At 65.8% G+C, this 21,790-nt stretch carries 28 protein-coding genes; 6 read left to right on the forward strand and 22 right to left on the reverse strand.

What is annotated here, in order from left to right; genetic code table 11:
- Window positions 1–89 precede the first annotated feature (89 nt).
- From CRJ03_RS11370 to CRJ03_RS11380, 3 genes are all read right to left on the reverse strand, one after another.
- The gene (locus CRJ03_RS11370) at window positions 90–644 is read right to left on the reverse strand and encodes a L,D-transpeptidase (RefSeq protein ID WP_104018979.1); all 555 of its coding nucleotides are present in this window, start codon (window positions 642–644) and stop codon (window positions 90–92) included.
- A gap of 127 nt (window positions 645–771) precedes the next feature.
- Window positions 772–1,905, reverse strand: coding sequence for a carboxylate-amine ligase (locus CRJ03_RS11375; RefSeq protein ID WP_104018980.1), 1,134 nt, complete (start codon window positions 1,903–1,905; stop codon window positions 772–774).
- Window positions 1,906–2,119: 214 nt separating this feature from the next.
- A complete protein-coding gene (locus CRJ03_RS11380) occupies window positions 2,120–3,619 on the reverse strand; it encodes a CoA-acylating methylmalonate-semialdehyde dehydrogenase (protein ID WP_104018981.1) in 1,500 nt (499 codons plus the stop codon).
- A gap of 110 nt (window positions 3,620–3,729) precedes the next feature.
- On the opposite strand from CRJ03_RS11380, the gene CRJ03_RS11385 reads away from it, so the two are divergent.
- The 3 genes from CRJ03_RS11385 (at window position 3,730) to coaD (ending at window position 5,677) form a co-directional block, all read left to right on the forward strand.
- Entirely contained in the window at window positions 3,730–4,626 is an 897-nt protein-coding gene (locus CRJ03_RS11385; protein WP_104018982.1) for a LysR family transcriptional regulator, read from the forward strand.
- A 60-nt stretch (window positions 4,627–4,686) separates the two neighbouring features.
- Window positions 4,687–5,121, forward strand: coding sequence for a CBS domain-containing protein (locus CRJ03_RS11390; RefSeq protein WP_104018983.1), 435 nt, complete (start codon window positions 4,687–4,689; stop codon window positions 5,119–5,121).
- Window positions 5,122–5,185: 64 nt separating this feature from the next.
- Window positions 5,186–5,677, forward strand: coding sequence for a pantetheine-phosphate adenylyltransferase (gene coaD, locus CRJ03_RS11395; protein WP_104018984.1), 492 nt, complete (start codon window positions 5,186–5,188; stop codon window positions 5,675–5,677).
- Window positions 5,678–5,693: 16 nt separating this feature from the next.
- Here coaD and gap (CRJ03_RS11400) read toward each other — a convergent pair whose 3' ends face one another.
- From gap (CRJ03_RS11400) to CRJ03_RS11415, 5 genes are all read right to left on the reverse strand, one after another.
- Window positions 5,694–6,698 (reverse strand): type I glyceraldehyde-3-phosphate dehydrogenase, encoded by a 1,005-nt coding sequence (gene gap, locus CRJ03_RS11400; protein ID WP_104018985.1) that lies wholly within the window; start codon window positions 6,696–6,698, stop codon window positions 5,694–5,696.
- A gap of 92 nt (window positions 6,699–6,790) precedes the next feature.
- Window positions 6,791–6,934: a hypothetical protein gene (locus CRJ03_RS19895; RefSeq protein WP_165375298.1), complete on the reverse strand. Its 144-nt coding sequence runs from the start codon at window positions 6,932–6,934 to the stop codon at window positions 6,791–6,793.
- A 70-nt stretch (window positions 6,935–7,004) separates the two neighbouring features.
- On the reverse strand, window positions 7,005–8,006 hold the full coding sequence (gene gap, locus CRJ03_RS11405; protein WP_104018986.1) for a type I glyceraldehyde-3-phosphate dehydrogenase: 1,002 nt from the start codon (window positions 8,004–8,006) through the stop codon (window positions 7,005–7,007).
- 153 nt (window positions 8,007–8,159) lie between these two features.
- Window positions 8,160–8,861, reverse strand: a complete 702-nt coding sequence (locus tag CRJ03_RS11410; RefSeq protein ID WP_104018987.1) for a sirohydrochlorin chelatase — start codon at window positions 8,859–8,861, stop codon at window positions 8,160–8,162.
- 28 nt (window positions 8,862–8,889) lie between these two features.
- A complete protein-coding gene (locus tag CRJ03_RS11415; RefSeq protein WP_104018988.1) occupies window positions 8,890–9,228 on the reverse strand; it encodes a TraR/DksA family transcriptional regulator in 339 nt (112 codons plus the stop codon).
- A gap of 85 nt (window positions 9,229–9,313) precedes the next feature.
- Between CRJ03_RS11415 and cysE the strand changes: the two genes are divergently transcribed.
- Complete coding sequence (cysE, locus tag CRJ03_RS11420; RefSeq protein WP_104018989.1) at window positions 9,314–10,147, forward strand: serine O-acetyltransferase; 834 nt, start codon at window positions 9,314–9,316, stop codon at window positions 10,145–10,147.
- A 120-nt stretch (window positions 10,148–10,267) separates the two neighbouring features.
- On the opposite strand, the gene CRJ03_RS11425 is transcribed toward cysE, so the two are convergent.
- From CRJ03_RS11425 to infC, 4 genes are all read right to left on the reverse strand, one after another.
- Window positions 10,268–10,474, reverse strand: a complete 207-nt coding sequence (locus CRJ03_RS11425) for a YgaP family membrane protein (RefSeq protein ID WP_104018990.1) — start codon at window positions 10,472–10,474, stop codon at window positions 10,268–10,270.
- Between the two features lie 117 nt (window positions 10,475–10,591).
- On the reverse strand, window positions 10,592–11,215 hold the full coding sequence (locus CRJ03_RS11430; protein WP_104018991.1) for a J domain-containing protein: 624 nt from the start codon (window positions 11,213–11,215) through the stop codon (window positions 10,592–10,594).
- Window positions 11,216–11,376: 161 nt separating this feature from the next.
- On the reverse strand, window positions 11,377–11,712 hold the full coding sequence (locus tag CRJ03_RS11435; protein WP_104018992.1) for a DUF4177 domain-containing protein: 336 nt from the start codon (window positions 11,710–11,712) through the stop codon (window positions 11,377–11,379).
- A 22-nt stretch (window positions 11,713–11,734) separates the two neighbouring features.
- Window positions 11,735–12,391 carry a translation initiation factor IF-3 gene (gene infC / locus CRJ03_RS11440; RefSeq protein WP_240611650.1) on the reverse strand — a complete coding sequence of 219 codons (657 nt, stop codon included), beginning with the start codon at window positions 12,389–12,391 and terminating at the stop codon, window positions 11,735–11,737.
- A gap of 106 nt (window positions 12,392–12,497) precedes the next feature.
- Here infC and CRJ03_RS11445 point away from each other — a divergent pair, with 106 nt between their 5' ends.
- On the forward strand, window positions 12,498–13,079 hold the full coding sequence (locus CRJ03_RS11445; protein ID WP_165375299.1) for a translation initiation factor 3: 582 nt from the start codon (window positions 12,498–12,500) through the stop codon (window positions 13,077–13,079).
- Between the two features lie 74 nt (window positions 13,080–13,153).
- On the opposite strand, the gene CRJ03_RS11450 is transcribed toward CRJ03_RS11445, so the two are convergent.
- The 6 genes from CRJ03_RS11450 to cobA all read right to left on the reverse strand — a co-directional run bounded on the left by CRJ03_RS11450 (window position 13,154) and on the right by cobA (window position 18,003).
- Window positions 13,154–14,008 carry a ferredoxin--NADP reductase gene (locus tag CRJ03_RS11450; RefSeq protein ID WP_104018993.1) on the reverse strand — a complete coding sequence of 285 codons (855 nt, stop codon included), beginning with the start codon at window positions 14,006–14,008 and terminating at the stop codon, window positions 13,154–13,156.
- 72 nt (window positions 14,009–14,080) lie between these two features.
- The gene (locus CRJ03_RS11455) at window positions 14,081–14,485 is read right to left on the reverse strand and encodes a DUF934 domain-containing protein (RefSeq protein WP_104018994.1); all 405 of its coding nucleotides are present in this window, start codon (window positions 14,483–14,485) and stop codon (window positions 14,081–14,083) included.
- Window positions 14,482–15,216, reverse strand: a complete 735-nt coding sequence (locus tag CRJ03_RS11460; protein WP_104018995.1) for a phosphoadenylyl-sulfate reductase — start codon at window positions 15,214–15,216, stop codon at window positions 14,482–14,484. Before CRJ03_RS11460 ends, CRJ03_RS11455 begins: the two co-directional genes overlap by 4 nt.
- Window positions 15,203–16,873, reverse strand: a complete 1,671-nt coding sequence (locus tag CRJ03_RS11465; RefSeq protein ID WP_104018996.1) for a nitrite/sulfite reductase — start codon at window positions 16,871–16,873, stop codon at window positions 15,203–15,205. The genes CRJ03_RS11460 and CRJ03_RS11465 overlap by 14 nt, the downstream gene beginning before the upstream one ends.
- A 28-nt stretch (window positions 16,874–16,901) precedes the next feature.
- Window positions 16,902–17,213, reverse strand: coding sequence for a DUF2849 domain-containing protein (locus CRJ03_RS11470; protein WP_104018997.1), 312 nt, complete (start codon window positions 17,211–17,213; stop codon window positions 16,902–16,904).
- A 1-nt stretch (window position 17,214) separates the two neighbouring features.
- The gene (gene cobA / locus CRJ03_RS11475; protein WP_104018998.1) at window positions 17,215–18,003 is read right to left on the reverse strand and encodes a uroporphyrinogen-III C-methyltransferase; all 789 of its coding nucleotides are present in this window, start codon (window positions 18,001–18,003) and stop codon (window positions 17,215–17,217) included.
- Window positions 18,004–18,149: 146 nt separating this feature from the next.
- Here cobA and CRJ03_RS11480 point away from each other — a divergent pair, with 146 nt between their 5' ends.
- Window positions 18,150–18,611: an Lrp/AsnC family transcriptional regulator gene (locus CRJ03_RS11480; protein ID WP_104018999.1), complete on the forward strand. Its 462-nt coding sequence runs from the start codon at window positions 18,150–18,152 to the stop codon at window positions 18,609–18,611.
- Window positions 18,612–18,692: 81 nt separating this feature from the next.
- Here the strand turns inward: CRJ03_RS11480 and tpiA are convergent, their stop codons facing one another.
- The 4 genes from tpiA to rimK all read right to left on the reverse strand — a co-directional run bounded on the left by tpiA (window position 18,693) and on the right by rimK (window position 21,743).
- Window positions 18,693–19,445, reverse strand: a complete 753-nt coding sequence (gene tpiA, locus CRJ03_RS11485) for a triose-phosphate isomerase (RefSeq protein ID WP_104019000.1) — start codon at window positions 19,443–19,445, stop codon at window positions 18,693–18,695.
- A 38-nt stretch (window positions 19,446–19,483) separates the two neighbouring features.
- On the reverse strand, window positions 19,484–19,834 hold the full coding sequence (locus tag CRJ03_RS11490; RefSeq protein WP_104019001.1) for a HesB/IscA family protein: 351 nt from the start codon (window positions 19,832–19,834) through the stop codon (window positions 19,484–19,486).
- A 29-nt stretch (window positions 19,835–19,863) separates the two neighbouring features.
- A complete protein-coding gene (locus CRJ03_RS11495; protein WP_104019002.1) occupies window positions 19,864–20,223 on the reverse strand; it encodes an SUF system Fe-S cluster assembly protein in 360 nt (119 codons plus the stop codon).
- Window positions 20,224–20,333: 110 nt separating this feature from the next.
- Window positions 20,334–21,743, reverse strand: a complete 1,410-nt coding sequence (rimK, locus tag CRJ03_RS11500; protein ID WP_104019003.1) for a 30S ribosomal protein S6--L-glutamate ligase — start codon at window positions 21,741–21,743, stop codon at window positions 20,334–20,336.
- Window positions 21,744–21,790: the final 47 nt, after the last annotated feature.

The raw sequence follows: 21,790 nt of genomic DNA on the forward strand, positions 1-21,790 counted from the left end.
CAAGGCACAACGCCTCCGAACCGGATGTGACAATAGAAAACGCCCCGAGGGGTAACCCGGGGCGCTGATAGTTTGCAAGGGCCGCGCGGTCACAGCAAGAGCACCTGTGTGCCGACCTGCGCCATGCCGAAAAGCTCTTCGATATGCCGGTTGTAGAGGCCGATGCAGCCCGAGGAGGACTGTCGCCCGATCTTGCGGGTGTCATGGGTGCCGTGCACCAGATAGGCGGGCCAGCCGAGATAGAGCGCATGGGTGCCCAGCGGGTTGCCCGGGCCGGGCGGCATGTAGGCGGGCAGCGTGGGGTCGCGCTCGCGCATGGATTGGGTAGGTGTCCAGTCGGGGCCGATGCGCTTGCGCACGATCCGTGTATAGCCGCGCCGCGTCAGATCCTCGGTCATCGGCACCGAGGAGGGGTAGAGCGCATAGGTCTCGTCATCCGGTCCCCAGTAATGCACCGCACGGCTGTCGATATCGGCGAGCAGGCAGCCCTGACCGAGACTGTCGAAATGATCGCGCCAGTCGCGGGTGACAAAGGCCGAGACGTTGCGGCGGTTCACGGTGTTTTCGGCACGCAGCAGGCCCGGCGTGGCCAGGGCGGCGAGGCCGGTGGTGATGGCGGTGCGGCGGGTGAATTTCAGTGTCACTGTACTCGGTCCCCTTGATTGGACGATTCGAACCAATATAGGGACGACGGCCGCAGATATGTAGGGGCGGGGCCTGCGCAACTCGCCCGCTCACAGGCCCGCTCACAGGATTGTCATCGACGCTGGCTCACAGGTCGGCGTGGTATTCCTCGATCAGGTGGCGGACCACCGCGCGCAACGCCTCCTTCTCGTCCGCGCCCCCCTCGCGCGCCGCGCGGGCCACGGCACGCTGGCGCTCGGCGCTGGTGCCGCCCGCCACCATGTCGCGCAGCCGCGTCACCTCCGGCAGCGACGAGAAGAACTCGGCATCCTCGGCCACCAGCTCAATCATCTCTGCTGCCAGTTCCTCCATCGGCACGATCTCGCCGCGCCCGAGGTCGATCAGCCCCTCGGTGGTGCCATAGCGCTGCGCGCGCCAGCGGTTCTCGCTCACCAGGAAGGCGTCGTAGATGCGCCAGCGCTGGTTGCGAATGGCCAGCCGCCACAGCATCCGCGCGATCGCCTGCGTGAGCGCGGCAAGGGTGAGCGTATCCTCCAGCCGGGGCTGCACGTCGCAGATGCGCGATTCCAGGGTGGGAAAGCGCGACGAGGGGCGCAAATCCCACCAGATTTTCGACGCATCCTCGATCACCCCCATGTCCACCAGTACCTGCACCGACCGCTCGAAACTGCCAAAGCTCTCCATCCGCGGCGGCAGCCCGGTGCGCGGCAGGTTGTCGAACACGGTCAGGCGATAGCTCGCCAGCCCCGTATCCTGCCCCTGCCAATAGGGTGAGGACGCGCTCAGCGCCAAGAGGTGCGGCAGGAAATAGCTCATCTGGTTCATCAGGTCGATGCGCCGGTCGGGCGGCTCGATGCCGACATGCACATGCATCCCGCAAATCAGCATCCGCCGCACCACCCCCGCCAGATCGTGCTGCAAGTCGTTATAGCGCTGCTTGTCGGTATGGGTCTGGCTGCGCCAGTCGGCCAACGGATGGCACGACGCGGCGATAGGGGCGAGGTTGTGGGCGCGGGCATGGTGCGCCACGGTGCTGCGCAGGCGCTTCAGGTCTTCGCGCGCCTCGGCGATGGTCTTGCACACCCGGCTGCCGATCTCGATCTGGCAATTGAGGAATTCGGGGCTGACCTGGTCCTCCAGCTCGCTCTTGCACGCCTCCATCAACCCCTCGGGCGCGTTGGCCAGCGCGAGACTGTCGAGATCGACGAGCAGGTATTCTTCCTCGACGCCGATGGTGAAATCCGGGTGCGTGATCGCCATGCCCTGCCTCCCCTGTCCCTTCCCGCCAGAAAACACCGGGGGAAGGGGCGCTGCCAAGGGAAAAGCATTGGGCGCCGCGGTTTCTTCGTCGTGAAAACACCCCGGGAGGTGCGGAAGGCAGGCTCCTTTTTCAAGGCGCGGGGGGCACCGTCACGGTGCCCCCCGCCGAACCTCCCGGTTCACCGCCTGAACCTACAGGTTCGGGCGGCCTGTCTCAGTCCATCGCCTTGAAGTTGAACTCGCCGCCATCCTTGATCCCCGACGGCCAGCGCGACGTGACGGTCTTGGTGCGGGTGTAGAACTTGAACGCGTCAGGCCCGTGCTGGTTGAGATCGCCAAAGCCCGATTTCTTCCATCCACCGAATGTGTGGTAGGCCAGCGGCACCGGGATCGGCACGTTGATACCCACCATTCCGATGTTGATTCTATTGGCAAAATCGCGGGCGGCATCGCCGTCGCGGGTAAAGATCGCGGTGCCGTTGCCGTATTCGTGGTCCATCGCCAGCTTCAGGGCCTCCTCGTAGCTGCCCGCGCGCACAGTGGTCAGCACGGGCCCGAAAATCTCCTGCCGGTAGATGTCCATCTCCGGCGTCACCCGGTCAAACAGGTGCGGCCCCACGAAGAACCCGTCCTCATACCCCTGCAATTTGAAGCCCCGCCCATCGACAACCAATTGAGCTCCTTGAGAAATTCCGCTCTCGACCAGCCCGAGGATGCGCGCCTTGGCCTCCGCCGTCACGACGGGGCCGTAATCCACGTCGTTGCCCGCGGTCCAGGGTCCGACCTTGAGTTTTTCAATGCGCGGTACCAGCTTTTCGATCAGCCGGTCGGCAGTCTCGTCACCCACCGGCACGGCCACCGAGATCGCCATGCAGCGCTCGCCCGCCGCGCCATAGCCCGCGCCAATGAGCGCGTCGGCGGCTTGGTCCATGTCGGCATCTGGCATGACGATCATGTGGTTCTTGGCCCCGCCAAAGCATTGAACACGCTTGCCATTCGAGCAGCCGCGGCCGTAGATATACTCGGCGATCGGGGTCGACCCGACGAAGCCGATGGACTGGATCACCGGGTCGTCGATGATCGCGTCCACCGCCACCTTGTCGCCGTTCACCACCTGCAAGAGCCCCTTGGGCAGCCCTGCTTCCTCCATCAGTTCCGCCAGCATCAAGGGCACCGAGGGGTCGCGCTCGCTTGGTTTCAGGATAAAGGCGTTGCCGCAGGCGAGCGCCGGCGCGAACATCCACATCGGGATCATCGCCGGGAAGTTGAACGGCGTTATTCCTGCTGTAACTCCAAGGGGTTGGCGCATGGAATACATGTCGATGCCGGGCCCGGCGCTGTCGGTGAACTCGCCCTTGAGCATCTGCGGCGCACCGATGCAGTATTCCACCACTTCGAGCCCGCGTTGCACGTCGCCCTTGGCGTCCGGGAAGGTCTTGCCATGCTCGGCGCTCAGCGCTTCGGCGAGCTTGTCCATGTCGCGGTTGAGCAGCCGCACGAATTCCATCATCACCCGCGCGCGTCGCTGCGGGTTGGTGGCGGCCCATTTGGGCTGCGCGGCCTGCGCGGCGGCCACGGCCTGCGCCATCTCTTCGGGACTGGCGAGTGGGCAACGGGCCTGCACTTCGCCGGTGGCGGGGTTGAACACGTCCGAGAAGCGCCCCGAGGCGCCCTTCACATGCTGGCCGTTGATGTAGTGGGTAAGCTCTTTCATCGTCATCTCCTCCTGAAATGCGCGTTGGCATCAAGGTAGCCTTGCAAAACTCACCGCAAAAGGGGCAAGTTTCCAATACCGATTTGCATTATTGCAAAGGAGACGCGCCCGTGACGCCGCATTGGGACGACATGCGCATTTTTCTGGCGGTGGCGCGCGCCGAGAGCCTGTCGGGGGCGGGGCGGGTGCTGCGGATCGATCCGGCCACCGTGGGGCGGCGGGTGGCGCGGCTCGAGGAGGCGCTCGGCGCCCCGCTCTTTGCCAAGTCGCCCACCGGTTACGCACTGAGCGAGGCGGGGGCGCGGCTCATGGAGCACGCGATCCGCGCCGAGCAGGCGATGGAGGCCGCCGCCCATGACGTGGCCGGGCAGGCGGGGGGGCTTGCCGGGCAGATTAGGATCGGTGCGCCCGATGGCTGCGCCAATTTCGTGCTGCCGCAGGTTTGTACCGAGATCGCCGCCGAAAACCCGGACCTCGAAATCCAGATCGTCGCGCTGCCGCGGGTGTTCAACCTCACCCGGCGCGAGGCCGACATGGTGATCGCGGTGAGCCCGCCCACGGCTGGACGGCTTTCGGTGCAGAAGGTCACCGATTACCACCTGCACCTCGCGGCGACCGCGCGCTACCTGCGCCGACACTCGGCGATCGCGCGGCTCGAGGATCTGCGCGCGCATCGGATCGTGGGCTACATCCCCGACATGATCTTCGATCGCGAACTCGATTACCTCAGCGAGGCGGGGATCGACCGGGTGGATCTCGCCTCCAACTCGGTCTCGGTGCAGCTTAACCTCGTCGCGAGAGGCGGCGGGATCGGCGTGCTGCACGATTTCTCCCTGCCCTGGCTGCGCGGCGCGCGGCGCGTGCTGCCCGATCTCTTCACGCTCACCCGCAGCTTCTACCTCGTGCGCCACGCCGACGACCGGCGGCTGGAACGACAAAACCGCTTTGCCGCGGCGCTTGTCGAGGGGATGCGCGCCGAGGTGGCGCGGCTCGAGGCGCAGGCTTGACAGGAATATTGTTGTGGCTCACGCTTCGTTCACGCAATTTTCATTTCGGAGGGCATCGCGATGCTGGTCCAGCAGATTCTCAAGTCCAAGGGCGATGACGGGGTCATCACCGTCACGCCCGACACGCCGATCGCGGAGGCCGCCAGTATCCTGGCCGAGCGCCGGATCGGCGGGCTGGTCGTGTCCGCCGATGGCGAGGCTGCCGACGGCATCCTGTCGGAGCGCGACATCGTTCGCGCACTGGCGGTGCGCGGCGCGAGCTGCCTGACCGAGACGGTGAGCGAGATGATGACGCGCAACCCGGTCTGCTGCGCCAGGCAGGACACCTCGGACGCGGTGCTCGCGCGGATGACCGATGGCCGCTTCCGCCACATGCCGGTGGTCGAAGAGGGCAAGCTCGTGGGGATCGTCACGATCGGCGACGTGGTCAAGGCGCGGCTCGACGAATTGTCGCTGGAAAAGACGGCGCTTGAAGGGATGATAATGGGCTATTGAGGGGGTTGCATTCGGCGGCGCAATATCGTTGCGTGCCGCGACACCGCAACAACGGAGCGGCCAGATGCGCATCGCCCTCTATCCCGGCACCTTCGATCCGATCACGCTGGGGCATATCGACATCATTCGCCGCGCCGCCATGCTGGTAGATCGCCTGGTGATCGGGGTGGCGATAAACCGGGACAAGGGCCCGCTCTTCTCGCTGGAGGAGCGCGTCACGATGATCGAGGCGGAATGCGTCAAGCTCACCGAGCAGACCGGCACCGAGATCGTCGCCCATCCGTTCGACAACCTGCTGATCGACTGCGCCCATGACGTGGGCGCGCAGCTCATCGTGCGCGGCTTGCGGGCGGTGGCGGATTTCGAATACGAGTTCCAGATGGTGGGTATGAACCGGACGCTCGACAATACGGTAGAGACGGTGTTTCTGATGGCCGACGCGGGCCACCAGGCGATCGCGTCCAAGCTGGTCAAGGAGATCGCGCGGCTAAACGGCGACGTGTCAAAATTCGTCACGGCCCCGGTGCGCGATGCTCTGATCGCGAAATTCGCCTGAGAGCGGCGGCGGCTACTTACCCCGCGCGCCGCCCCATCTCGGCGGCCACGTCGAGCATCCGGTTGGAAAAGCCCCACTCGTTGTCATACCACGCCAGCACCCGGCAGAAATTGCCATCCATTACCCGCGTCTGATCGGTGGCAAATATGGCGCTCATCGGGTTGTGGTTGAAATCCGACGACACCAGTTCGCGGCCCGTCACGTCGAGCACGCCCTTGAGCGCCCCTTGCGCTGCTTCGGCGATGGTGGAGTTGATCTCTTCCACGCTCGTTGCGCGCCCTGCCTCGAACGTCAGGTCCACCGCGCTCACGTTGGGTGTGGGCACGCGGATCGCCGTGCCATCGAGGCGTCCGTCGAGTTCGGGCAGCACCAGCCCCACGGCGCGCGCAGCACCCGTGGTCGTCGGGATGATGTTGAGCGCCGCGCCACGTGCGCGGTAGAGATCCTTGTGCATCCGGTCGAGCGTCGGCTGATCGCCGGTATAGCTGTGCACCGTTGTCATGAAGCCGCGTTTGATGCCGAGGCTCTCGTGAAGCACTTTTGCCACCGGCGCGAGGCAGTTGGTGGTGCAAGAACCGTTCGAGACGACGATATCCTCCGGCGTCAGGCTGGCATGGTTGACGCCGTAGACCACGGTCCGGTCCGCCCCCTTGGAGGGGGCGGAGACGAGCACGCGGCGTGCGCCGTTCTTCAGGTGCCGTGCGGCGGCGTCTCGGTCGGTGAAGATGCCGGTGCATTCCAGCACGATATCGATATCGGACCAATCGAGCGACTCGGGATCGCGCTCGGCGCTGACGCGGATCGGGCCGGCTCCTGCGTCAATCGTGTTGCCCGCGACGGTGACGGGGCCGGGAAAGCGGCCATGGATGCTATCGAATTCGAGCAGGTGGGCATTGGTCTCGACCGGGCCGAGATCGTTGATTGCCGCGATCTCGATATCCGTGTGCCCTGATTCCATCAACGCGCGCAGCACGTTGCGCCCGATCCGGCCAAAGCCGTTGATGGCCAGTCTGAGTGCCATGATCGTTCCTCCGGGTGTTTGATAGCGCTAACAATCATTTGCGAAGATAAACGAAAACGTACTCCTGTCAAGCGCGCGTCATTCGAACTCTGTCAGCGCCAGAATGCAAGGTATTCGATCAGGTCGATTAACTTGCGCGCCAGGAACAGCAGGCCGGCGTGGTCGTTGCGCTGCACGTCATAAGCCACCGCCGCGACGATCAGCAGAACCAGCGCGATGGCGATGCGGTTGGTCATCGGGATGTCCCTGGCGAAATGATCCCGCCGGGTATGCCCGACGGGACGCAATCGCGCAAGCGTCGCGGGCTTATTGCAACCGCCCCATCGCCACGGCCACGTCGGCCATGCGGCACGAGAATCCCCATTCGTTGTCGTACCACGCCAGCACCCGCACCAGGCGCTTGCCCGTCACCCTGGTCTGGTCGGGGGCGAAGATCGAGCTCTCCTCGGTGTGGTTGAAATCGACCGAGACCTTGGGCTCGGGGTCGTAGCCGAGCACGCCCGCCATCGGCCCCGCGGCGGCCTCGGCAACCACGGCGTTCACGTCCGCCGCGGTCACGTCCTTCTGTGCCACGAAGGTCAGGTCCACCGCCGACACATTGGGCGTTGGCACCCGGATGGCCGAGCCGTCGAGCCGCCCGGCGAGATCGGGCAGCACCTCGCCCAGCGCCTTGGCCGCGCCGGTGGAGGTGGGAATCATCGACATTGCTGCGGCGCGGGCGCGGTAGAGGTCCTTGTGGCGGCGGTCATGGGTGGGCTGATCGCCGGTATAGGCGTGGATCGTGGTCATGATGCCGCTCTCGATGCCGATGCCCTCGTGCAGCACCTTGGCCAGCGGCGCAAGGCAGTTGGTGGTGCAAGAGCCGTTCGAGATCATCCGCTCGCCCGGCTGCAACAGCCCGTCATTGACGCCGTAGACAACGGTGCGGTCCACGTTCTTGCCTGGTGCCGACAAGAGCACCTTGCGCGCGCCGCGCTCCAGATGGGTCTTGGCGGTCAGCCCGTCGTTGAACTTGCCGGTGCATTCCATCACCACGTCCACGCCTTCCCAGTCGAGCGCAGTCATGTCGTAGGTGGAAAACATCTCGATCGGGCCGCGCCCGAGGTCCATCGTGTTGCCCTCGACGGTGATCGGGTGGGGAAAGCGGCCATGCACGCTGTCATAGCGCATCAGGTGCGCAGCCGTCTCCAGCGGACCGGTGGCGTTTACCTTCACGACCTTGATGTCGTTGCGCAGGCTTTCGGAAATATGCGCCAGGGTGGCGCGGCCGATCCGGCCGAAGCCGTTGATGCCGACGGTGATGGTCATTGGGCTCTCCTGATCCGGGACTTGGCTGCGGTATAAACGCAGGCGTCGGTCCCGAAAACCCGGAAAAAGGAAATTTTCAGCGGCAAGTCAGGATGTTAGCGTTAACTGCTAGCGCAAATTTCTGCCTGTTGGCGCAAACGCAATGCGGTGGCGCTAACGGTCCGACGCGATGGCACGGGCCACCAGGTCGGGCACCGCGGGGGCAAGGCCCAGGGGTGCGAGCCGAAGCCCGGAAAAATCCGCCTTGTCGAGCGCTTCGGGAATGTCATCCGTGACATGCCCCCCGGCGGCGGCAAAGAACGGCAGGCACAGGCTCCGCTCGCCCATGCCGGTGGCGGCATCGACGAGGTAGGGCGGCTCCTCGACAAAGCCCACGCTGATCTCTGCCAGCGCGATGTGGTGGGCGAGCGCCGCGGCAAAGGCGCGGGTGTCGCGGGCCGAATTAGGGCTGCGGCCAGAACCGTGCGCGGCGAGAAACAGCCGCGTCTCGCCGGGGCTCCACCCGGCGCGGGCGATCTGGTCGCCGATCAGGTCGGCGGCGAGGCCGGGCAGGTCCGGCGAAACGCCCAAGGGGCGCAGCACGCGCGCCCCCGGTGCATTGCCGAGCCGGTTGCGCAGGTTCTCGCCGGTGAACCAGCCCTCGGTCATGAACATCGGATAGACGACCGGCGCCGGGCCCGCCACTGCCAAGGCCGCGTCGAGTGCGCCGGGCTTGGCCAGCGTGGCCGTGCCCACGTGCCAGCCGGGCAGGGCGCGCGCCACGCGGGTGCCAAAGCGTGCGAGGTCGCGTTCCGCCGGATCCGGATCGGAGGGCTGGCCGTGGCTGACGATCAGGGCGCTTCTGGTCTCGGTCATCCGTTGCTCCTGGCGTGACGTGGGCGGCTCAGCCCGCCGCACAGGAAATGCAGCGCGTTGTGCCGGGGTCAAGTTCGAGCCGCGCCGGCGCGATTTCCTCGCCACAGTCCTCGCAATAGCCGAATTCGCCCTCGTCGACCCGGTCGAGCGCGGCGCGCAGGCGGCGCCGCTCGACGTCGCGGCGGGCATGGGTGGCGCGCGCCATGGCCTGCGATTGCAATGCGTCCTGACGGCTCAGCCGCCCGATGGCCTGCTGGTCGAGCGTGACCGTGGCCTGCCCTTCGCGTCCGCGCGCGTCCTCCTCGTCGATCTCGGCGAGCCGCGCGGTGATGCGGGCGCGAAAGCGGGCGCGCTCGGTGTCATTCATAACGGTGATCCTCGGCAACAGCCCTTTGCATTTTACCTGCCCTGCCTATCTGTTATGATCGTACCGATCCAGAGGAGCATGTCCCGTGGCGCATACAAAAACCAAACTGGCCGAGTTCGATCCCGTCTGGGCGCGCATCGCCCGCGAGGCCGAGGCGGCCATCGCCGACGAGCCGCTGATGGGTGGCCTCATTCATTCCAGCGTGCTGCATCACGGCAGCTTTGAGTCGGCGCTGGCCTATCGCATCTCGCTCAAGCTCGCCTCCGCCGAGATGCCCGAACAGATACTGCGCGAGATCTGCGACAAGGCGCTGGGCGCGGATGACAGCATCGGGCTCGCTGCACGCGCCGATATCGTGGCCGTCAACGACCGTGACCCGGCCTGTGACCGGTTCCTGCTGCCCTTGCTGTTCTTCAAGGGGTTCCAGGCGATCCAAGCTTACCGCATCGCGCATTGGCTCTGGGGGCAGGGGCGGCGCGATCTTGCGCGGTTCTTTCAGATGCGCTGCTCGGAGGTGTTCGGCGTCGATATCCATCCCGCGGCACGGATCGGCAAGGGCATCATGATCGACCACGCCCATTCGATCGTCATCGGCGAGACGGCGGTGGTGGGCGACAATGTGTCGATGCTGCATTCGGTGACATTGGGCGGCACCGGCAAGGAAGAAGAAGACCGCCACCCCAAGATCGGCAACGGCGTGCTGATCGGCGCGGGCGCCAAGGTTCTGGGCAATATCCGCGTCGGCGATTGCAGCCGCGTGGCCGCCGGATCGGTGGTTTTGCAGGAGGTGCCGCCGTGCAAGACCGTGGCGGGCGTGCCCGCGCGAATTGTCGGCGAGGCGGGCTGCGATCAGCCCTCGGTGAGCATGGATCAGCTTCTGGGCGTGCGCGGCTCGGAGGAAGACGCTGACGCGTCCTAGTCACCCGGAGCGTCCTGCTCGGGTCCGTTTGGACGCGCTGCGAAATTGGGCACGATACCCCCAACGGAAGTGAGGGTATCGGGTCACCCTCAGGCCAGGCCCGAGGATGGCATGTTCATGTCACTTTCGGTCGATCGGGCAGGTCGATATCCCGAACATCGAGTAGAGCGGGCAGGACGACATCAGCCCTGTGGCCAGCGGAATGATTCCGATGAGGTAGAGCCAGCTATAGGCCCCGCCGCTGTTGAAAAAGAACCCGGCCAGGAGCGCGAGGCCAAGGATGATGCGCAGCGCGCGGTCGATCGTTCCGACATTTTTCTTGAGCATGGTGTCGCCTTCGTGGTTGGAGGCGCGCGATCAGCGCCTGTTTACGATAGTGATTATCGCCCCGATCGCCGGGCGCGGTCTGTGATCTGGTCACATAAGACACGCGGTTGCCCCGGCTCACTTAAAGTTGCGGCTGTCCTTTAGCTGGTCCCAGGCCCAGACCACCTGCTGCAACTGCTCTTCCTGGCTTCGGTCGCCGCCGTTGATGTCGGGGTGCAGCACCTTGATGAGCGACTTGTAGGCCTTGCGCAGGTCCGCCTTGGACCAGTCGTCGCCCGCCTCCAGGATTTCCAGTGCGCGGCGTTCGGTCGGCGGCAGCTTGCGCTTGCCGGTCTGCTTGCGGCCCGGGTTGCGGGTGGCGTTCTCGCCCAGCACCTGGTGCGGGTCCTCGATGCCGAGCCGGGCCCATGCGCGCGCCTCGGGGTCCGACAGGCGCTTGGTCTCGCGCTCCCAGACCTTGTCGCGCGACATCTGTGCGTTGAGCTCGGCCTCGGTGGTGCTTTCGAAGAAATTCCACTTGAGATTGTACTCGCGCACATGCTGCTGGCAGAACCAGTAGTAGTCGTCGAGCACGTCCGGGGACTTGGGCGCGCGGTAGAGCCCCGCCTCGTCGCAACCCTCGTGCTCGCACACGCGGGTCGAGGTCTCCGAGGCGCCGGACATGGCTCGCCGCCCGCGCGGCTTCTTGCGCTTGGCCGAGGAAACGGACAGATCGAAGCCGAAGGGATCAGTCTTGGACATGCGCGAACCTTTCCGAGTCAGGGCGCAGAGTGTATGCCAAAACGCGCGGATTAGAAGGGGGGAGCGGCAAAAAAACGCGTGGCGTCACTGCGACGGCCAAATCGCTGCGCGCCGCGCAGATGCCGGGCAGGGTGCTGATTGCAAAGGGTTTCGTTCTGCGCTCAGCCGTCGGGACGATCGGGGACCAAAGAACGCGCCACGTCCTCGGCTACGAATTCTTCGGGTGTCTCTGGCTCGGGCGGGGCCGCGGGCGCGAGACTGCGTTCGAACACGAGCACCGAGCGGTAGACCGTCGTCGTCGATGCCAGGCCATGACGCTCCTCGCTGGGCAGGATGTCACTGCGCAGGTAGCGCCAGCCGTCGCGCGCCATTTCGTTGAGGATGTCCTCGATGCCAAGTGCAAAGCGGCCTTCGGGGGTCTTGACACCCGGGGCCTTGCGCCCGCGCGTCGGCGCGGGCAGGACGCGGTATTCATGCCCGGTCACGGCGCCGGTCATGGGGCTGTGGCGGCGGCCCGGATCACTTGGCCCCCGGGCCGATAATCATGATCATCTGCCGGCCCTCCATCTTGGGCATATTCTCGATCCGGCCCACGCCCTCGACATCGCCCGCGATGCGTTCGAGAAGGTCGCGCCCGAGGTTCTGGTGCGCCATCTCTCGCCCGCGAAAGCGCAGCGTGATCTTGACCTTGTCGCCGCCTTCGAGGAATTTCAGCACGTTGCGCATCTTGACCTCGTAATCGTGGGTGTCGGTCCCGGGACGAAACTTGACCTCCTTGACCTCGATGGTCTTCTGCTTCTTGCGCGCCTCGGCTTCGCGTTTCTGCTGCTCGTACTTGAATTTGCCGAAATCCATGATCTTGCAGACCGGCGGCGTCGCGTTGGGTGAGATTTCCACGAGGTCGAGTCCGACCTCTTCGGCCATCTCGATCGCCCTTGCGGGCGAGACAACGCCGACATTCTCTCCGTCAGCGCCAATGAGGCGGATTTCTTCGGCGCGGATGCGGTCGTTTACGCGGGGGCCGGTATCGCGCGTCGGAGGCGCGTTGTGAGGTCTGCGGGCTATGGCTTTGGTCCTTTTGTCGTTGCGTTCGTATGATGGATTTGGCCGTGGAAGGTAAACGGGGGAGCGGCAGCTTTCAAGCGGCAAAATCCGGCCAATGGGGGCGCGCGGCACGGTTTTTCCCCTTGAGGTGCCGGGGCGATGCCCTCATCTGTGATACAAGGACAAATTGGGGGCCGCGGCACCGGCGGCGGGCCGCAGTCATATCTGGGAGTTGGCGATGAAGAACCTTGTATGGATCGTGGTGGCCGTTGTCGTTCTCGGCGGTGGATACCTCCTGATAACCGGCAAATCGGTAACCGAGGTGGTCGAGGAGGTCTCGCAGGGCGAGATCGACGCGCCCGAGGCGCTGGAAGAGGCCAAGACGGCCGCCGGTGAGGCGGCCGACACCGTGACCGAGGCTGCGCAGGAGGCAGCAGAGGCCGCCGGGGACGCCGCGGGCGCGGCGGTCGAGGCCGCTGAGGAAGCGGCGAGCGACGCAGCCGAGGCGGTAACCGAGACCGCGACCGACACCGTTGATGCCGCGGAAGACGCGGTAACCGGTGCGGCGGGCGATCCCGCCGCCGACGCCGTGCCGGAAGACTCCACCGAGAGCCTGCCGGAGGCGCAGGATGCGGGCACGGCGCCCGACGCGCTCACCGCCGAGGGGTTCGACCTGGAGCGCGCCCTGAGCCTCATCGAGGGGGCCGATCTCGGAGCGATGCAGGAAAACCTGCTGATCGAGGGGATCAAGGCGGCGCAGGACAATCCCGACCTGCTCCGTAGCGCGCTTGAAGCAGCGCGCGAGGCGCTCGGCTACTGAGCCTTCCCTGACATGAATAAACCCGCGCAAGGCGTTGTTCTTGCGCGGGTTTTTGCGTTTCAGGTTGCGTCGACTCAGTCGAGGAATGCCTTTTCCACCACGTATTCCTTGGGTTCTGAATTGGCGCCCTCGCGCAGCCCGTAATCCTCGAGCATCTTCTTGATCTCGAGGTTGAAGGCGAGGTTGCCGCAGACCATCGCGCGGTCGGTTCCGGGCTCGAGCGGTTTCACGCCGAGATCATCGAACACCTCGCCCGCGCGCATCAGGTCGGTGATGCGGCCCACCTTGGGGCTCTCCTCGCGCGTCGTGGTGGGGTAATAGCGCAGCTTGTCGGCAAAGCCTTCACCGATCAGTTCCTCCAGCATCTCGTCGCTGCGGATGCTCTCGATCAGTTCGCGCCCATAGGTCAATTCGCCCACCTCGCGGCAGGTATGGGTGAGAATCACCTCCTCGTAATCGGTATAGGTCTGCGGGTCGCGCAGCAGCGAGGCGAAGGGCGCGATGCCGGTGCCGGTGGCAAACAGCCACAGCCGCTTGCCCGGCAGGAGCGCGTCATGCACCAGCGTGCCCACCGGCTTGGGCCGCAGGATGATCTCGTCGCCCGGCTCGATATGTTGCAGCCGCGAAGTGAGCGGGCCGTCCTGCACCTTGATCGAGTAGAATTCCAGCTCGTCATCCCAGGACGGCGAGGCGATGGAATAGGCGCGCAGGAGCGGCTTCTCGCGGCCCGTCTTCTCGTCCTTCTGCATCAGCCCGATCATCACGAACTCGCCGGAGCGAAAGCGCAGGGAGGCAGGCCGTGTCACACGAAAGGCGAACAACCGGTCGGTGTAATGCCGAACCGAGGTCACGGTCTGCGCGTCGGGCAGGGTCGGGGCCTTGGGGGCCTTGGCGGCGGTGGTCTGGGTCACTGGGCTCATCTCGGTCATGGTTCAATCTGCCGGTGCGTCTAAACCGACATCCTCTTCTAATCTTTGACCTAGGTCAGGTGAAGGCGATATTCAGCCCCGCAGCCGCGATTGATAGTCATGCGCCTGCCAGTTGGCGCGGAACTGCCACTGATCCTGCGGCTGACGGGCGGCGATCTCGTCGCTGATCTCGACCTCGTCAAAGCCCGAACGCCGCGCCATCGCGTATTGATCGGCGATCACATGGCCACCGGCGCGCAGCCGCCCCTTGTAGCCCATGAGCCGCAGCCGCCGCGCGATGCTAAAGCCGCGCCCGTCGGCGAAGGAGGAGAAGTTCACGCGGATGAGCGGCGTGTCGCGGAGCCGTCCGGCGAGTTCCATCGGGTCGGCGCTCGCGGGCAGATTGATGCCCACGCCGGGGCGGGCATCCTCGAGCGCCACGATGGGCGCGGTCCAGTCATCGGGGCCAAAGCCCCGGTCGGTGACGATGGTGCTCATGCGGAGACTCCTTTGCGAATGACGCGGCCATCCACGATGTGGATGCCGCACTCGGACTTGTCGTGGTCGCGCCAGCGGCCTGCGCGCGGGTCTTCTCCCGCGCTGACGGGGGTGGTGCAGGGCATGCAGCCGATGGACGGGTAGCCACGCGCCACCAGCGGGTGCCGGGGCAGGCGGTTTTCTTCCATGTAGGTCTGGACGTCCTCGCGTGCCCAGTGGGCCAGCGGGTTGACCTTGATGCGCCCGGTACCCTCTTCGATCTCGAAAAACTCGAGCGCCGCGCGCGTGCCCGCCTGGTAGCGCTTGCGCCCGGTGATCCAGCCGTCGAAGCCGTCGAGCGCACGCAGGAGCGGCCGTGTCTTGCGCAGCGCGCAGCAGGCGTCGGGATCGCGCCGGTGCAGGGTGGAGTCGGGGTCGGTCTGCGCAAGGTCGCCCGCCCCGGGGCTGATGATACGCAGATCGCGCAAGGCCAGCCGCTCGGCCAGCTCTTGCTGGTAGACCAGCGTCTCGGCGAACAGCATCTCCGTGTCGATGAAGATCACCGGCGTCGCCGGGCGCGTCACCGCCACCATGTGCAGCAGCACCACCGACTCGGCGCCAAAGCTCGACACCAGCGCCAGCCGCCCCGCCTCGGGATCGGCGAGCGCGTGGGCGAGCACCGAGCTTGCCGAATGGTGGCGATAGCGCGCGTTGAGCGCGGCCACCCGGTCTGTCAGCTCACTCTGCGGCATGGGCGCGGGCCTCGTGATCGTAGAGCGCGGATTTGAACGGGGCCATCCCGAGCCGGGTATAGGCCTGCAGGAATGTCTCGTCGGGCCCCTCGCGCAGGTCGAGATAGGCGAGGATCAACCGCTCCACCGCCGGCACGATCTCGTCATAGGCGAAACCGGGGCCGGTGCGGGTGCCGACTGCCGTGCTCTCCGACGCGTCGCCGCCGAGGGTGATCTGGTAGTTCTCCACCCCCGCGCGGTCGAGGCCGAGAATGCCGATATGCCCCACGTGGTGGTGGCCGCAGGCATTGATGCAGCCCGAGATCTTGATTTGCAGATGGCCTACATCGTGCTCGATCTTCAGCTCTTCGAGCCGTGTCGCGATACCTTGCGCCACGGGGATCGAGCGCGCGGTCGCGAGCGCGCAGTAATCCATGCCGGGGCAGGCGATGATATCGGAGGCGAGGCCGATATTGCCGGTGGCAAGCCCCGCCTCGCGCAGGGCGGCGTGGACCGCCGGTATGTCGGCCAACGCCACATGCGGCAGCACGAGGTTCTGCGCGTGGCTCACGCGGATGTCGTCGTGCCCATACTGCTCCGCCAGGTCGGCCACCAGCCGCATCTGATCGGCCGAGGCGTCGCCGGGCGTCGCGCCATGCGCCTTGAGGCTGATGCTGACGATACCGTGATCGGGATGCCGGTGCGGCACCACATTGGTATCCGCCCAGGCGCGGAACACCGGGTCTGTGACGCGCGCGGCGTAATAGGGGGCGGCATCGCGCTCGGAGAGCGTGGGCGTGACGAAGCGCGCGCGGATATCACTGAGCCACGCCTGATCGACGCCCGTGAACGCCGCGCGGCGATCGGGAAACTCTGCCTCGACCTCGTCGCGGAAAGCGTCGAGCCCGTTCTCGTGCACGGTGATCTTGATCCGCGCCTTGTACTTGTTGTCGCGCCGACCAAGGCGGTTATAGGTGGCGACCGTCGCCTCGAGATAGGGCAGCAGGTCGGCCTCCGGCAGGAACTCGCGCAGGAGCCGCGCCACCATCGGCGTGCGCCCCATGCCGCCGCCGACCCAGATCTCGTAGCCGCGCGCGCCGTCCCGCTCGACGATCTTCACGCCGATATCGTGGCTTTTCATCACCGCGCGGTCGGTTTCGGACGCGATGACCGCGATCTTGAACTTTCGCGGCAGAAATTGAAACTCAGGATGGTCGGTGGACCATTGCCGGATTAGTTCCGCCACCGGGCGGGGATCGGTTATCTCGTCCGGCGCGGCCCCCGCGAAATGGTCCGAGGTCACGTTGCGGATGGTGTTGCCGCTGGTCTGGATGGCGTGCATCCCGACGTCGGCCAGCGCGTCGAGCATGTCCGGAACATCACGCAGTTTCGGCCAGTTATACTGGATGTTGGTTCGGGTGGTGAAATGGCCATAGCCCTTGTCCCACCGTTCGGCGAGATAGGCCAGTTGCCGCATCTTCGCGGCGTCGAGCGAGCCGTAGGGCACCGCCACCCGCAGCATGTAGGCGTGCAGTTGCAGGTAAAGCCCGTTCATCAGGCGCAGCGGCCTGAACTCGTCCTCGGTAAGGTGGCCGTCGATCCGCCGCTCGACCTGCGCGCGGAACTGGCGGTTGCGCTCGGCGAGAAAGGCGGTGTCGAACTCGGTATAGCGATACATCTTCGGTCTCCTGCGCGTGTCGCGTGGGTCAGGCGCGGCGCAGCCCTTCGGACTGCTTGCCGTGAAAGCGGTTGGAGGGGCCGGTGGCGCGGAACGCCTCTCGGAAATGGGCGGGCTCGGGGCCGCTCGCGCCGGGGCGCATGTCGGCGAGATAGGCACCGACCACCTCGGATGTGCGGGCCTGCGCCTGCAACAGGCGCAGATCGGCATCGGCCTCGTCGGTCAGCAGCTCGGCCTCGGCGAGGTCACGCGTCCAGCGGTCATCGGTGGTGAGATAGACCACATCGCCCTCGACGAGGGCATTGGCGGTGACGACCTTGGGGGTGAAGGCGCGGGGCATGTCAGGCAAGCTCCTGTCTGGTCAGCGGGGTCGTTTGCGGAATGCGGGCACGGGCCTCGCGCGGGGCGAGCCCGAGGAAGGTGAGCGCCGGGCCGTCCAGCCCGGCATCGGCCAGGTCGGTGGGCCAGTCGGCCAGCGTGGTGGCGAGGATGCGCTCGTCGGCGCGGGCGGCGTTCTCGACCAGGGTCACAGGCGTGTCGGGGGCCGCGCCGTGCATCATCAGCCGGCCCTGCACGAAGCGTGCGGCGCGCTTGGCCATGTAGAGGGCCGCCACCTCGCCCGGGTGGGCCAGCGCGCGCCAGTCGTGATCGGCAAAGCCCTGCATGTCATGGCCGGTGAGCAGCCGCAGGCCGGAGTTGCGCCCGCGTTGCGTCAGGCTCTGGCCGATGGCGGCGGCAGCGGCCGAGGCTGCGGTGACGCCGGGCACGATCTCGTAGGGCAGGCCGGCCGCCTCGAGCGCCGCAATCTCCTCGTCGAGGCGTCCAAACAGCACCGGGTCGCCGCCCTTGAGCCGCACGACCCGCGCGCCGGTGAGCGCGTGGCCGGTGATGAGCGCGTTGATCGCCTCTTGCGGCGTGGTGGGGCCGAACCCCTGCTTGCCTGCGGCGATCACGTGGGCGCCCGCGCGGGCGAGCGCGAGGATGTCGCCGCTCACCAGCCGGTCATGGATCACCACGTCCGCCGCCTCGATCAGCCGCAGCGCACGGATGGTGAGCAAGTCGATGCCGCCGGGGCCCGCGCCGACGAGGGCGACGGGGGTTACAGGGCGGTGGGCGAGTTGGCTGGGCATGGCGACATGGGTCCGGGGCTGTTTGACTTCACCATGAATATAGGAAATATTCCCTCTAGAACGCCAGATGCCGCAAGCAATAAGGACATACGTTCCATTTTGACGGGGATCGTGGTGGGGTGTTCCAGTTTTGGAGGGCAGGTGGAATGACGATCCGGATAGATGAGCTTGACCGGAAAATCCTAGGGCAGTTGCAGCGCGATGCGGCGCAGTCGCTCGACGATATTGCCCGCGCCGTGGGCTCCTCGAAAACACCAGTGTGGAACCGCGTCCGCAAGATGCGCGAGGCGGGCGTCATCCGTCAGCAGACGGTGCTGCTCGACCCCGAGGCGTTGGGGCTGGAGGCGTGTTTCTTCGTGCTGGTACGGACGTCGGAGCATGACGCGGAGTGGCAGGCGAAGTTCTTGGAAACGTTGAAGAAACGCCCCGAGGTCATGGAGGCGCACCGGCTTGCGGGCGATATCGACTACATCCTGAAGGTCCGTGTCACCAATGCCCGGGCCTATGACGTGTTCTACCAGGCGCTGATCGCGGAGGTGAAGATACACACGGTCACGGCGCTGCTGTCGATGGAGGAGATCAAGTCGACCACGATGCTGCCGCTGTGAGCGGGGAATGGGGGCGCTGCCCCCGCCGACCCTGCGGGTCGACTCCCTCGGAATATTTTTGGCAAGATGAAGCCGCGCGAGTTAAGCGGTGGCTTCCAGGGCGTTGATAATGGGGGAGAAATCGGCGGCCTTGAGGCTCGCGCCGCCGACCAGGGCGCCGTCCACATTGGCGATGCCAAATATCCCGGCGGCGTTGCCGGGCTTGACCGACCCGCCGTAGAGCAGTCGCAGCGCGGCGGCCTCTGTCTCGCCAAGTCGCTCGCTGAGCAGGCTGCGTATGAGGCCGTGGATCTCGGCGATCTGCGCCTCGGTCGGGGTGAGGCCGGTGCCGATGGCCCAGACCGGCTCGTAGGCGAGGACGGTGTTGGCGGCGGTGGCGCTGTCGGGCAGGGAAGCGTGCAGATCGGTGGCGATGATTTCAAGGGTTTGCGCGGCCTCGCGCTGGGCGAGCGTCTCGCCGAGGCAGATCACCGTCGTGAGCCCCGCAGCGTGGGCCGAGTGTGCCTTTTCGGAGATCAACTCATTGGTTTCACTATGATTTTCCCGACGTTCGGAATGGCCGAGGATGACCGCCGTTGCCCCCGCATCGGCCAGCATCGGGGCCGAGATATCGCCGGTGTGTGCGCCCGAGGCGGCGGCGTGGCAATCCTGCGCGCCGATCATCACGGCGCTGTCGGCGGCAAGGACCGCGGCCCGCGCGAGGAGCGTTGCGGGCGGGCAGAGAAGGATATCGGCGCCGGGCGCGGGATGGGCGGTGACGAGCGCGGCGATCTCGGTCAGGCTGGCATTGGTGCCGTGCATCTTCCAATTGCCGGCGGCGAGTTTGCGTTTCATGAAAAATCGCCTTTTGGCAATGAGTTACGCGGCTAAGCTTACATATCTGCGAACTTGATCGACTCTCCGCAGCCGCAAGATTCGGTGACGTTGGGGTTGTTGAAGACGAAGCCTGATTCCAAGAGCGAGGTCTGGTAGTCGAGCTCGGTGCCAAACAGGAACATCTGTGCCATCGGGGCGATCAACACGCGCGCGCCGTCCTGTTCGACCACTTCATCGTGGGGGTCAGCCTCGGTCACATACTCCATCGTGTATTCCATGCCTGCACAGCCGCCCTTCTTGACGCCGATGCGCAGGCCCTGATGGCCGTCGCGGTCCATCAGTTTCGCGATCTGCGTGGCGGCGGCCGGTGTCATCGAGACAGCCTGCTTTCCCGGGATGCCGAACATGAGGATATCCTTCCAGTTCGTTGATTTCGTTACATGAAGCCCAGCTCAAGCCGGGCCTCGTCGGACATCATGTCCATCCCCCAGGGTGGCTCCCAGGTGAGTTGGACATCGACCTGTTTCACTCCAGGCAGGGGCTCGATCGCGTCGGCGACCCAGCCGGGCATTTCGCCCGCGACCGGGCAGCCCGGCGCGGTCAGCGTCATCACAACCCCGACCGCGTTTTCGGGTGAGATGTCGATCGTGTAGATCAGCCCGAGATCGTAGATATTCACAGGGATTTCAGGGTCATAGACGGAGCGACAGGCCTCTACCACCTGGTCGTAGAGCGGGTGATCGGTGCTGGAGGGCGCGATCAGCGGCGCGCCTTCGAGGGGCTCTGTTGCGGTCATGACGGACGGCTCCTGCAGTGTTTCCGATAAAACATATAAGGTTTAACCCCGCCCGCGTCCAGAGGGCGAACCGCACGGTTCGACGCACGAACCGCACGGTTCGAGGGGGATCACCGTGCGGTGGTCTTGCGCCGCCGGACCGGGGCGGGGCGCACCCGCGTCTCGATCATCTCATAGAGCGCGCCGGTGATGTTCTTGCCGGTCGAGGTCTCGATCCCCTCGAAGCCGGGAGAGGAGTTGACCTCGAGCACCTTGGGCCCGGTTTCTGAGCGCAGGAGGTCCACGCCCGCCATGTTGAGATCGAACACGCGGGCGGCGCGGATCGCGGTCTCGCGCTCGGCCTTGGTGATTCGCACCGATTTGGCCGATCCGCCGCGATGCAGGTTGGAGCGGAAATCGCCCTCGGCCCCGGTGCGTTTCATCGAGGCCACGACCTTGCCGCCGATCACGAGGCAGCGGATATCCTCGCCCGCCGCTTCGCGCACGAAATCCTGCACGAGGAAATTGGCCTTGAGGCCGCGGAAGGCGTCGATCACCGATTCGGCGGCCTTTTTCGTCTCGGCCAACACCACGCCCTTGCCTTGCGTCGATTCCAGCAGCTTGACGATCAGCGGCGCGGTGCCGACGAGGCCGATCAGGTTGCCGGTATCCTTGGGCGAGGCGGCGAAGGCGGTGTTGGGCATGCCGACCTGCGCGCGCGCCATCAACTGGTGGGCGTAGAGCTTGTCGCGGCTGGCGATGATACCCGCGGAGGTGTTGGCGCAGAAGGTGCCGATCGTCTCGAACTGTCGGATCACGGCGGCGCCATAGGCGGTGACGGAGGCGCCGATACGCGGGATCACGGCGTCGTAGCGCGGCAGGCGCTTGCCGTCGTAATGCACCTCGGGCGCGAGCGCGTTGATCGCCATGTAGCAGCGGGTGGTGTCGATCACCTCTACGGTGTGGCCGCGCGCCTCGCCTTCCTCGACCAGACGGCGGGTGGAATAATTGTTCTCGCGGCTGAGCACGGCGATGCGCAGGGCGCGCTTGGGCTGGACGGCGCGCATTTTCGACGTGTGGTAAACATCATAGCTGAGCTCGGGCTGCAGGAAGCGGTCGGTGGCGACGATGGAGATGTGATCCTTGAGCGCCTGCCGCCCGAGCAGCATCCGGCTGGTCATGGTGGAGCGGTTGGTGAGGGTGATCTCTATGGGCCAGCTATCGCCGTTCACCGCGAGCACGCTCTGGATCACGTAGCGCAATTCGCGCTCGCCGTTGGAAGAGGCCACCTCGCGCCGGTCGAGGATCGGTGCGGAGCAGGGGATCACGAGATCGTCGCGCCCCGGGATCGGGTGGACGGTGAAGCGCACCTTGGGTTTCGAGGAGGGGCCGAAGGTCTCGATATCGAAGGCATGGAGCGCCGAAGTGCGCGCGCCGGTATCGACCTTGGCCTTCAGTGCGGGCACGCCAAGATCGGGCAGCGATATCCATTCCTCCCAGCCGAATTGCAGCGGCTGGGGTGGTGTGGGCGTGTCGCTCATGGGCGCGGCCTCCTTGTCATGGTCGCGGATTCGTCGGATATGGTGCC

The organism is Roseovarius nitratireducens, from assembly GCF_002925845.1.
In the GTDB taxonomy this organism is placed as follows: domain Bacteria; phylum Pseudomonadota; class Alphaproteobacteria; order Rhodobacterales; family Rhodobacteraceae; genus Roseovarius; species Roseovarius nitratireducens.

What these genes read in the sequence shown, in the direction of transcription:
- CRJ03_RS19895 (WP_165375298.1), bottom strand. Translation starts at nt 6,934, where the DNA reads ATGACCAACCGCATCGCCATCGCGCTGGTTCTGCTGATCGTCGCGGCG.
- coaD (WP_104018984.1), top strand. Translation starts at nt 5,186, where the DNA reads ATGCGCATCGCCCTCTATCCCGGCACCTTCGATCCGATCACGCTGGGG.
- CRJ03_RS11375 (WP_104018980.1), bottom strand. Translation starts at nt 1,905, where the DNA reads ATGGCGATCACGCACCCGGATTTCACCATCGGCGTCGAGGAAGAATAC.
- CRJ03_RS11430 (WP_104018991.1), bottom strand. Translation starts at nt 11,215, where the DNA reads ATGTCCAAGACTGATCCCTTCGGCTTCGATCTGTCCGTTTCCTCGGCC.
- CRJ03_RS11460 (WP_104018995.1), bottom strand. Translation starts at nt 15,216, where the DNA reads ATGCCGCAGAGTGAGCTGACAGACCGGGTGGCCGCGCTCAACGCGCGC.
- CRJ03_RS11435 (WP_104018992.1), bottom strand. Translation starts at nt 11,712, where the DNA reads ATGACCGGCGCCGTGACCGGGCATGAATACCGCGTCCTGCCCGCGCCG.
- tpiA (WP_104019000.1), bottom strand. Translation starts at nt 19,445, where the DNA reads ATGAAACGCAAACTCGCCGCCGGCAATTGGAAGATGCACGGCACCAAT.
- CRJ03_RS11470 (WP_104018997.1), bottom strand. Translation starts at nt 17,213, where the DNA reads ATGCCCCGCGCCTTCACCCCCAAGGTCGTCACCGCCAATGCCCTCGTC.
- CRJ03_RS11480 (WP_104018999.1), top strand. Translation starts at nt 18,150, where the DNA reads ATGACGATCCGGATAGATGAGCTTGACCGGAAAATCCTAGGGCAGTTG.
- CRJ03_RS11450 (WP_104018993.1), bottom strand. Translation starts at nt 14,008, where the DNA reads ATGACCGAGATGAGCCCAGTGACCCAGACCACCGCCGCCAAGGCCCCC.
- gap (WP_104018985.1), bottom strand. Translation starts at nt 6,698, where the DNA reads ATGGCACTCAGACTGGCCATCAACGGCTTTGGCCGGATCGGGCGCAAC.
- CRJ03_RS11495 (WP_104019002.1), bottom strand. Translation starts at nt 20,223, where the DNA reads ATGACCGCAACAGAGCCCCTCGAAGGCGCGCCGCTGATCGCGCCCTCC.
- cobA (WP_104018998.1), bottom strand. Translation starts at nt 18,003, where the DNA reads ATGCCCAGCCAACTCGCCCACCGCCCTGTAACCCCCGTCGCCCTCGTC.
- CRJ03_RS11425 (WP_104018990.1), bottom strand. Translation starts at nt 10,474, where the DNA reads ATGCTCAAGAAAAATGTCGGAACGATCGACCGCGCGCTGCGCATCATC.
- CRJ03_RS11410 (WP_104018987.1), bottom strand. Translation starts at nt 8,861, where the DNA reads ATGACCGAGACCAGAAGCGCCCTGATCGTCAGCCACGGCCAGCCCTCC.
- CRJ03_RS11490 (WP_104019001.1), bottom strand. Translation starts at nt 19,834, where the DNA reads ATGTTCGGCATCCCGGGAAAGCAGGCTGTCTCGATGACACCGGCCGCC.
- rimK (WP_104019003.1), bottom strand. Translation starts at nt 21,743, where the DNA reads ATGAGCGACACGCCCACACCACCCCAGCCGCTGCAATTCGGCTGGGAG.
- CRJ03_RS11390 (WP_104018983.1), top strand. Translation starts at nt 4,687, where the DNA reads ATGCTGGTCCAGCAGATTCTCAAGTCCAAGGGCGATGACGGGGTCATC.
- CRJ03_RS11445 (WP_165375299.1), top strand. Translation starts at nt 12,498, where the DNA reads ATGAAGAACCTTGTATGGATCGTGGTGGCCGTTGTCGTTCTCGGCGGT.
- CRJ03_RS11455 (WP_104018994.1), bottom strand. Translation starts at nt 14,485, where the DNA reads ATGAGCACCATCGTCACCGACCGGGGCTTTGGCCCCGATGACTGGACC.
- CRJ03_RS11380 (WP_104018981.1), bottom strand. Translation starts at nt 3,619, where the DNA reads ATGAAAGAGCTTACCCACTACATCAACGGCCAGCATGTGAAGGGCGCC.
- CRJ03_RS11415 (WP_104018988.1), bottom strand. Translation starts at nt 9,228, where the DNA reads ATGAATGACACCGAGCGCGCCCGCTTTCGCGCCCGCATCACCGCGCGG.
- CRJ03_RS11465 (WP_104018996.1), bottom strand. Translation starts at nt 16,873, where the DNA reads ATGTATCGCTATACCGAGTTCGACACCGCCTTTCTCGCCGAGCGCAAC.
- gap (WP_104018986.1), bottom strand. Translation starts at nt 8,006, where the DNA reads ATGACCATCACCGTCGGCATCAACGGCTTCGGCCGGATCGGCCGCGCC.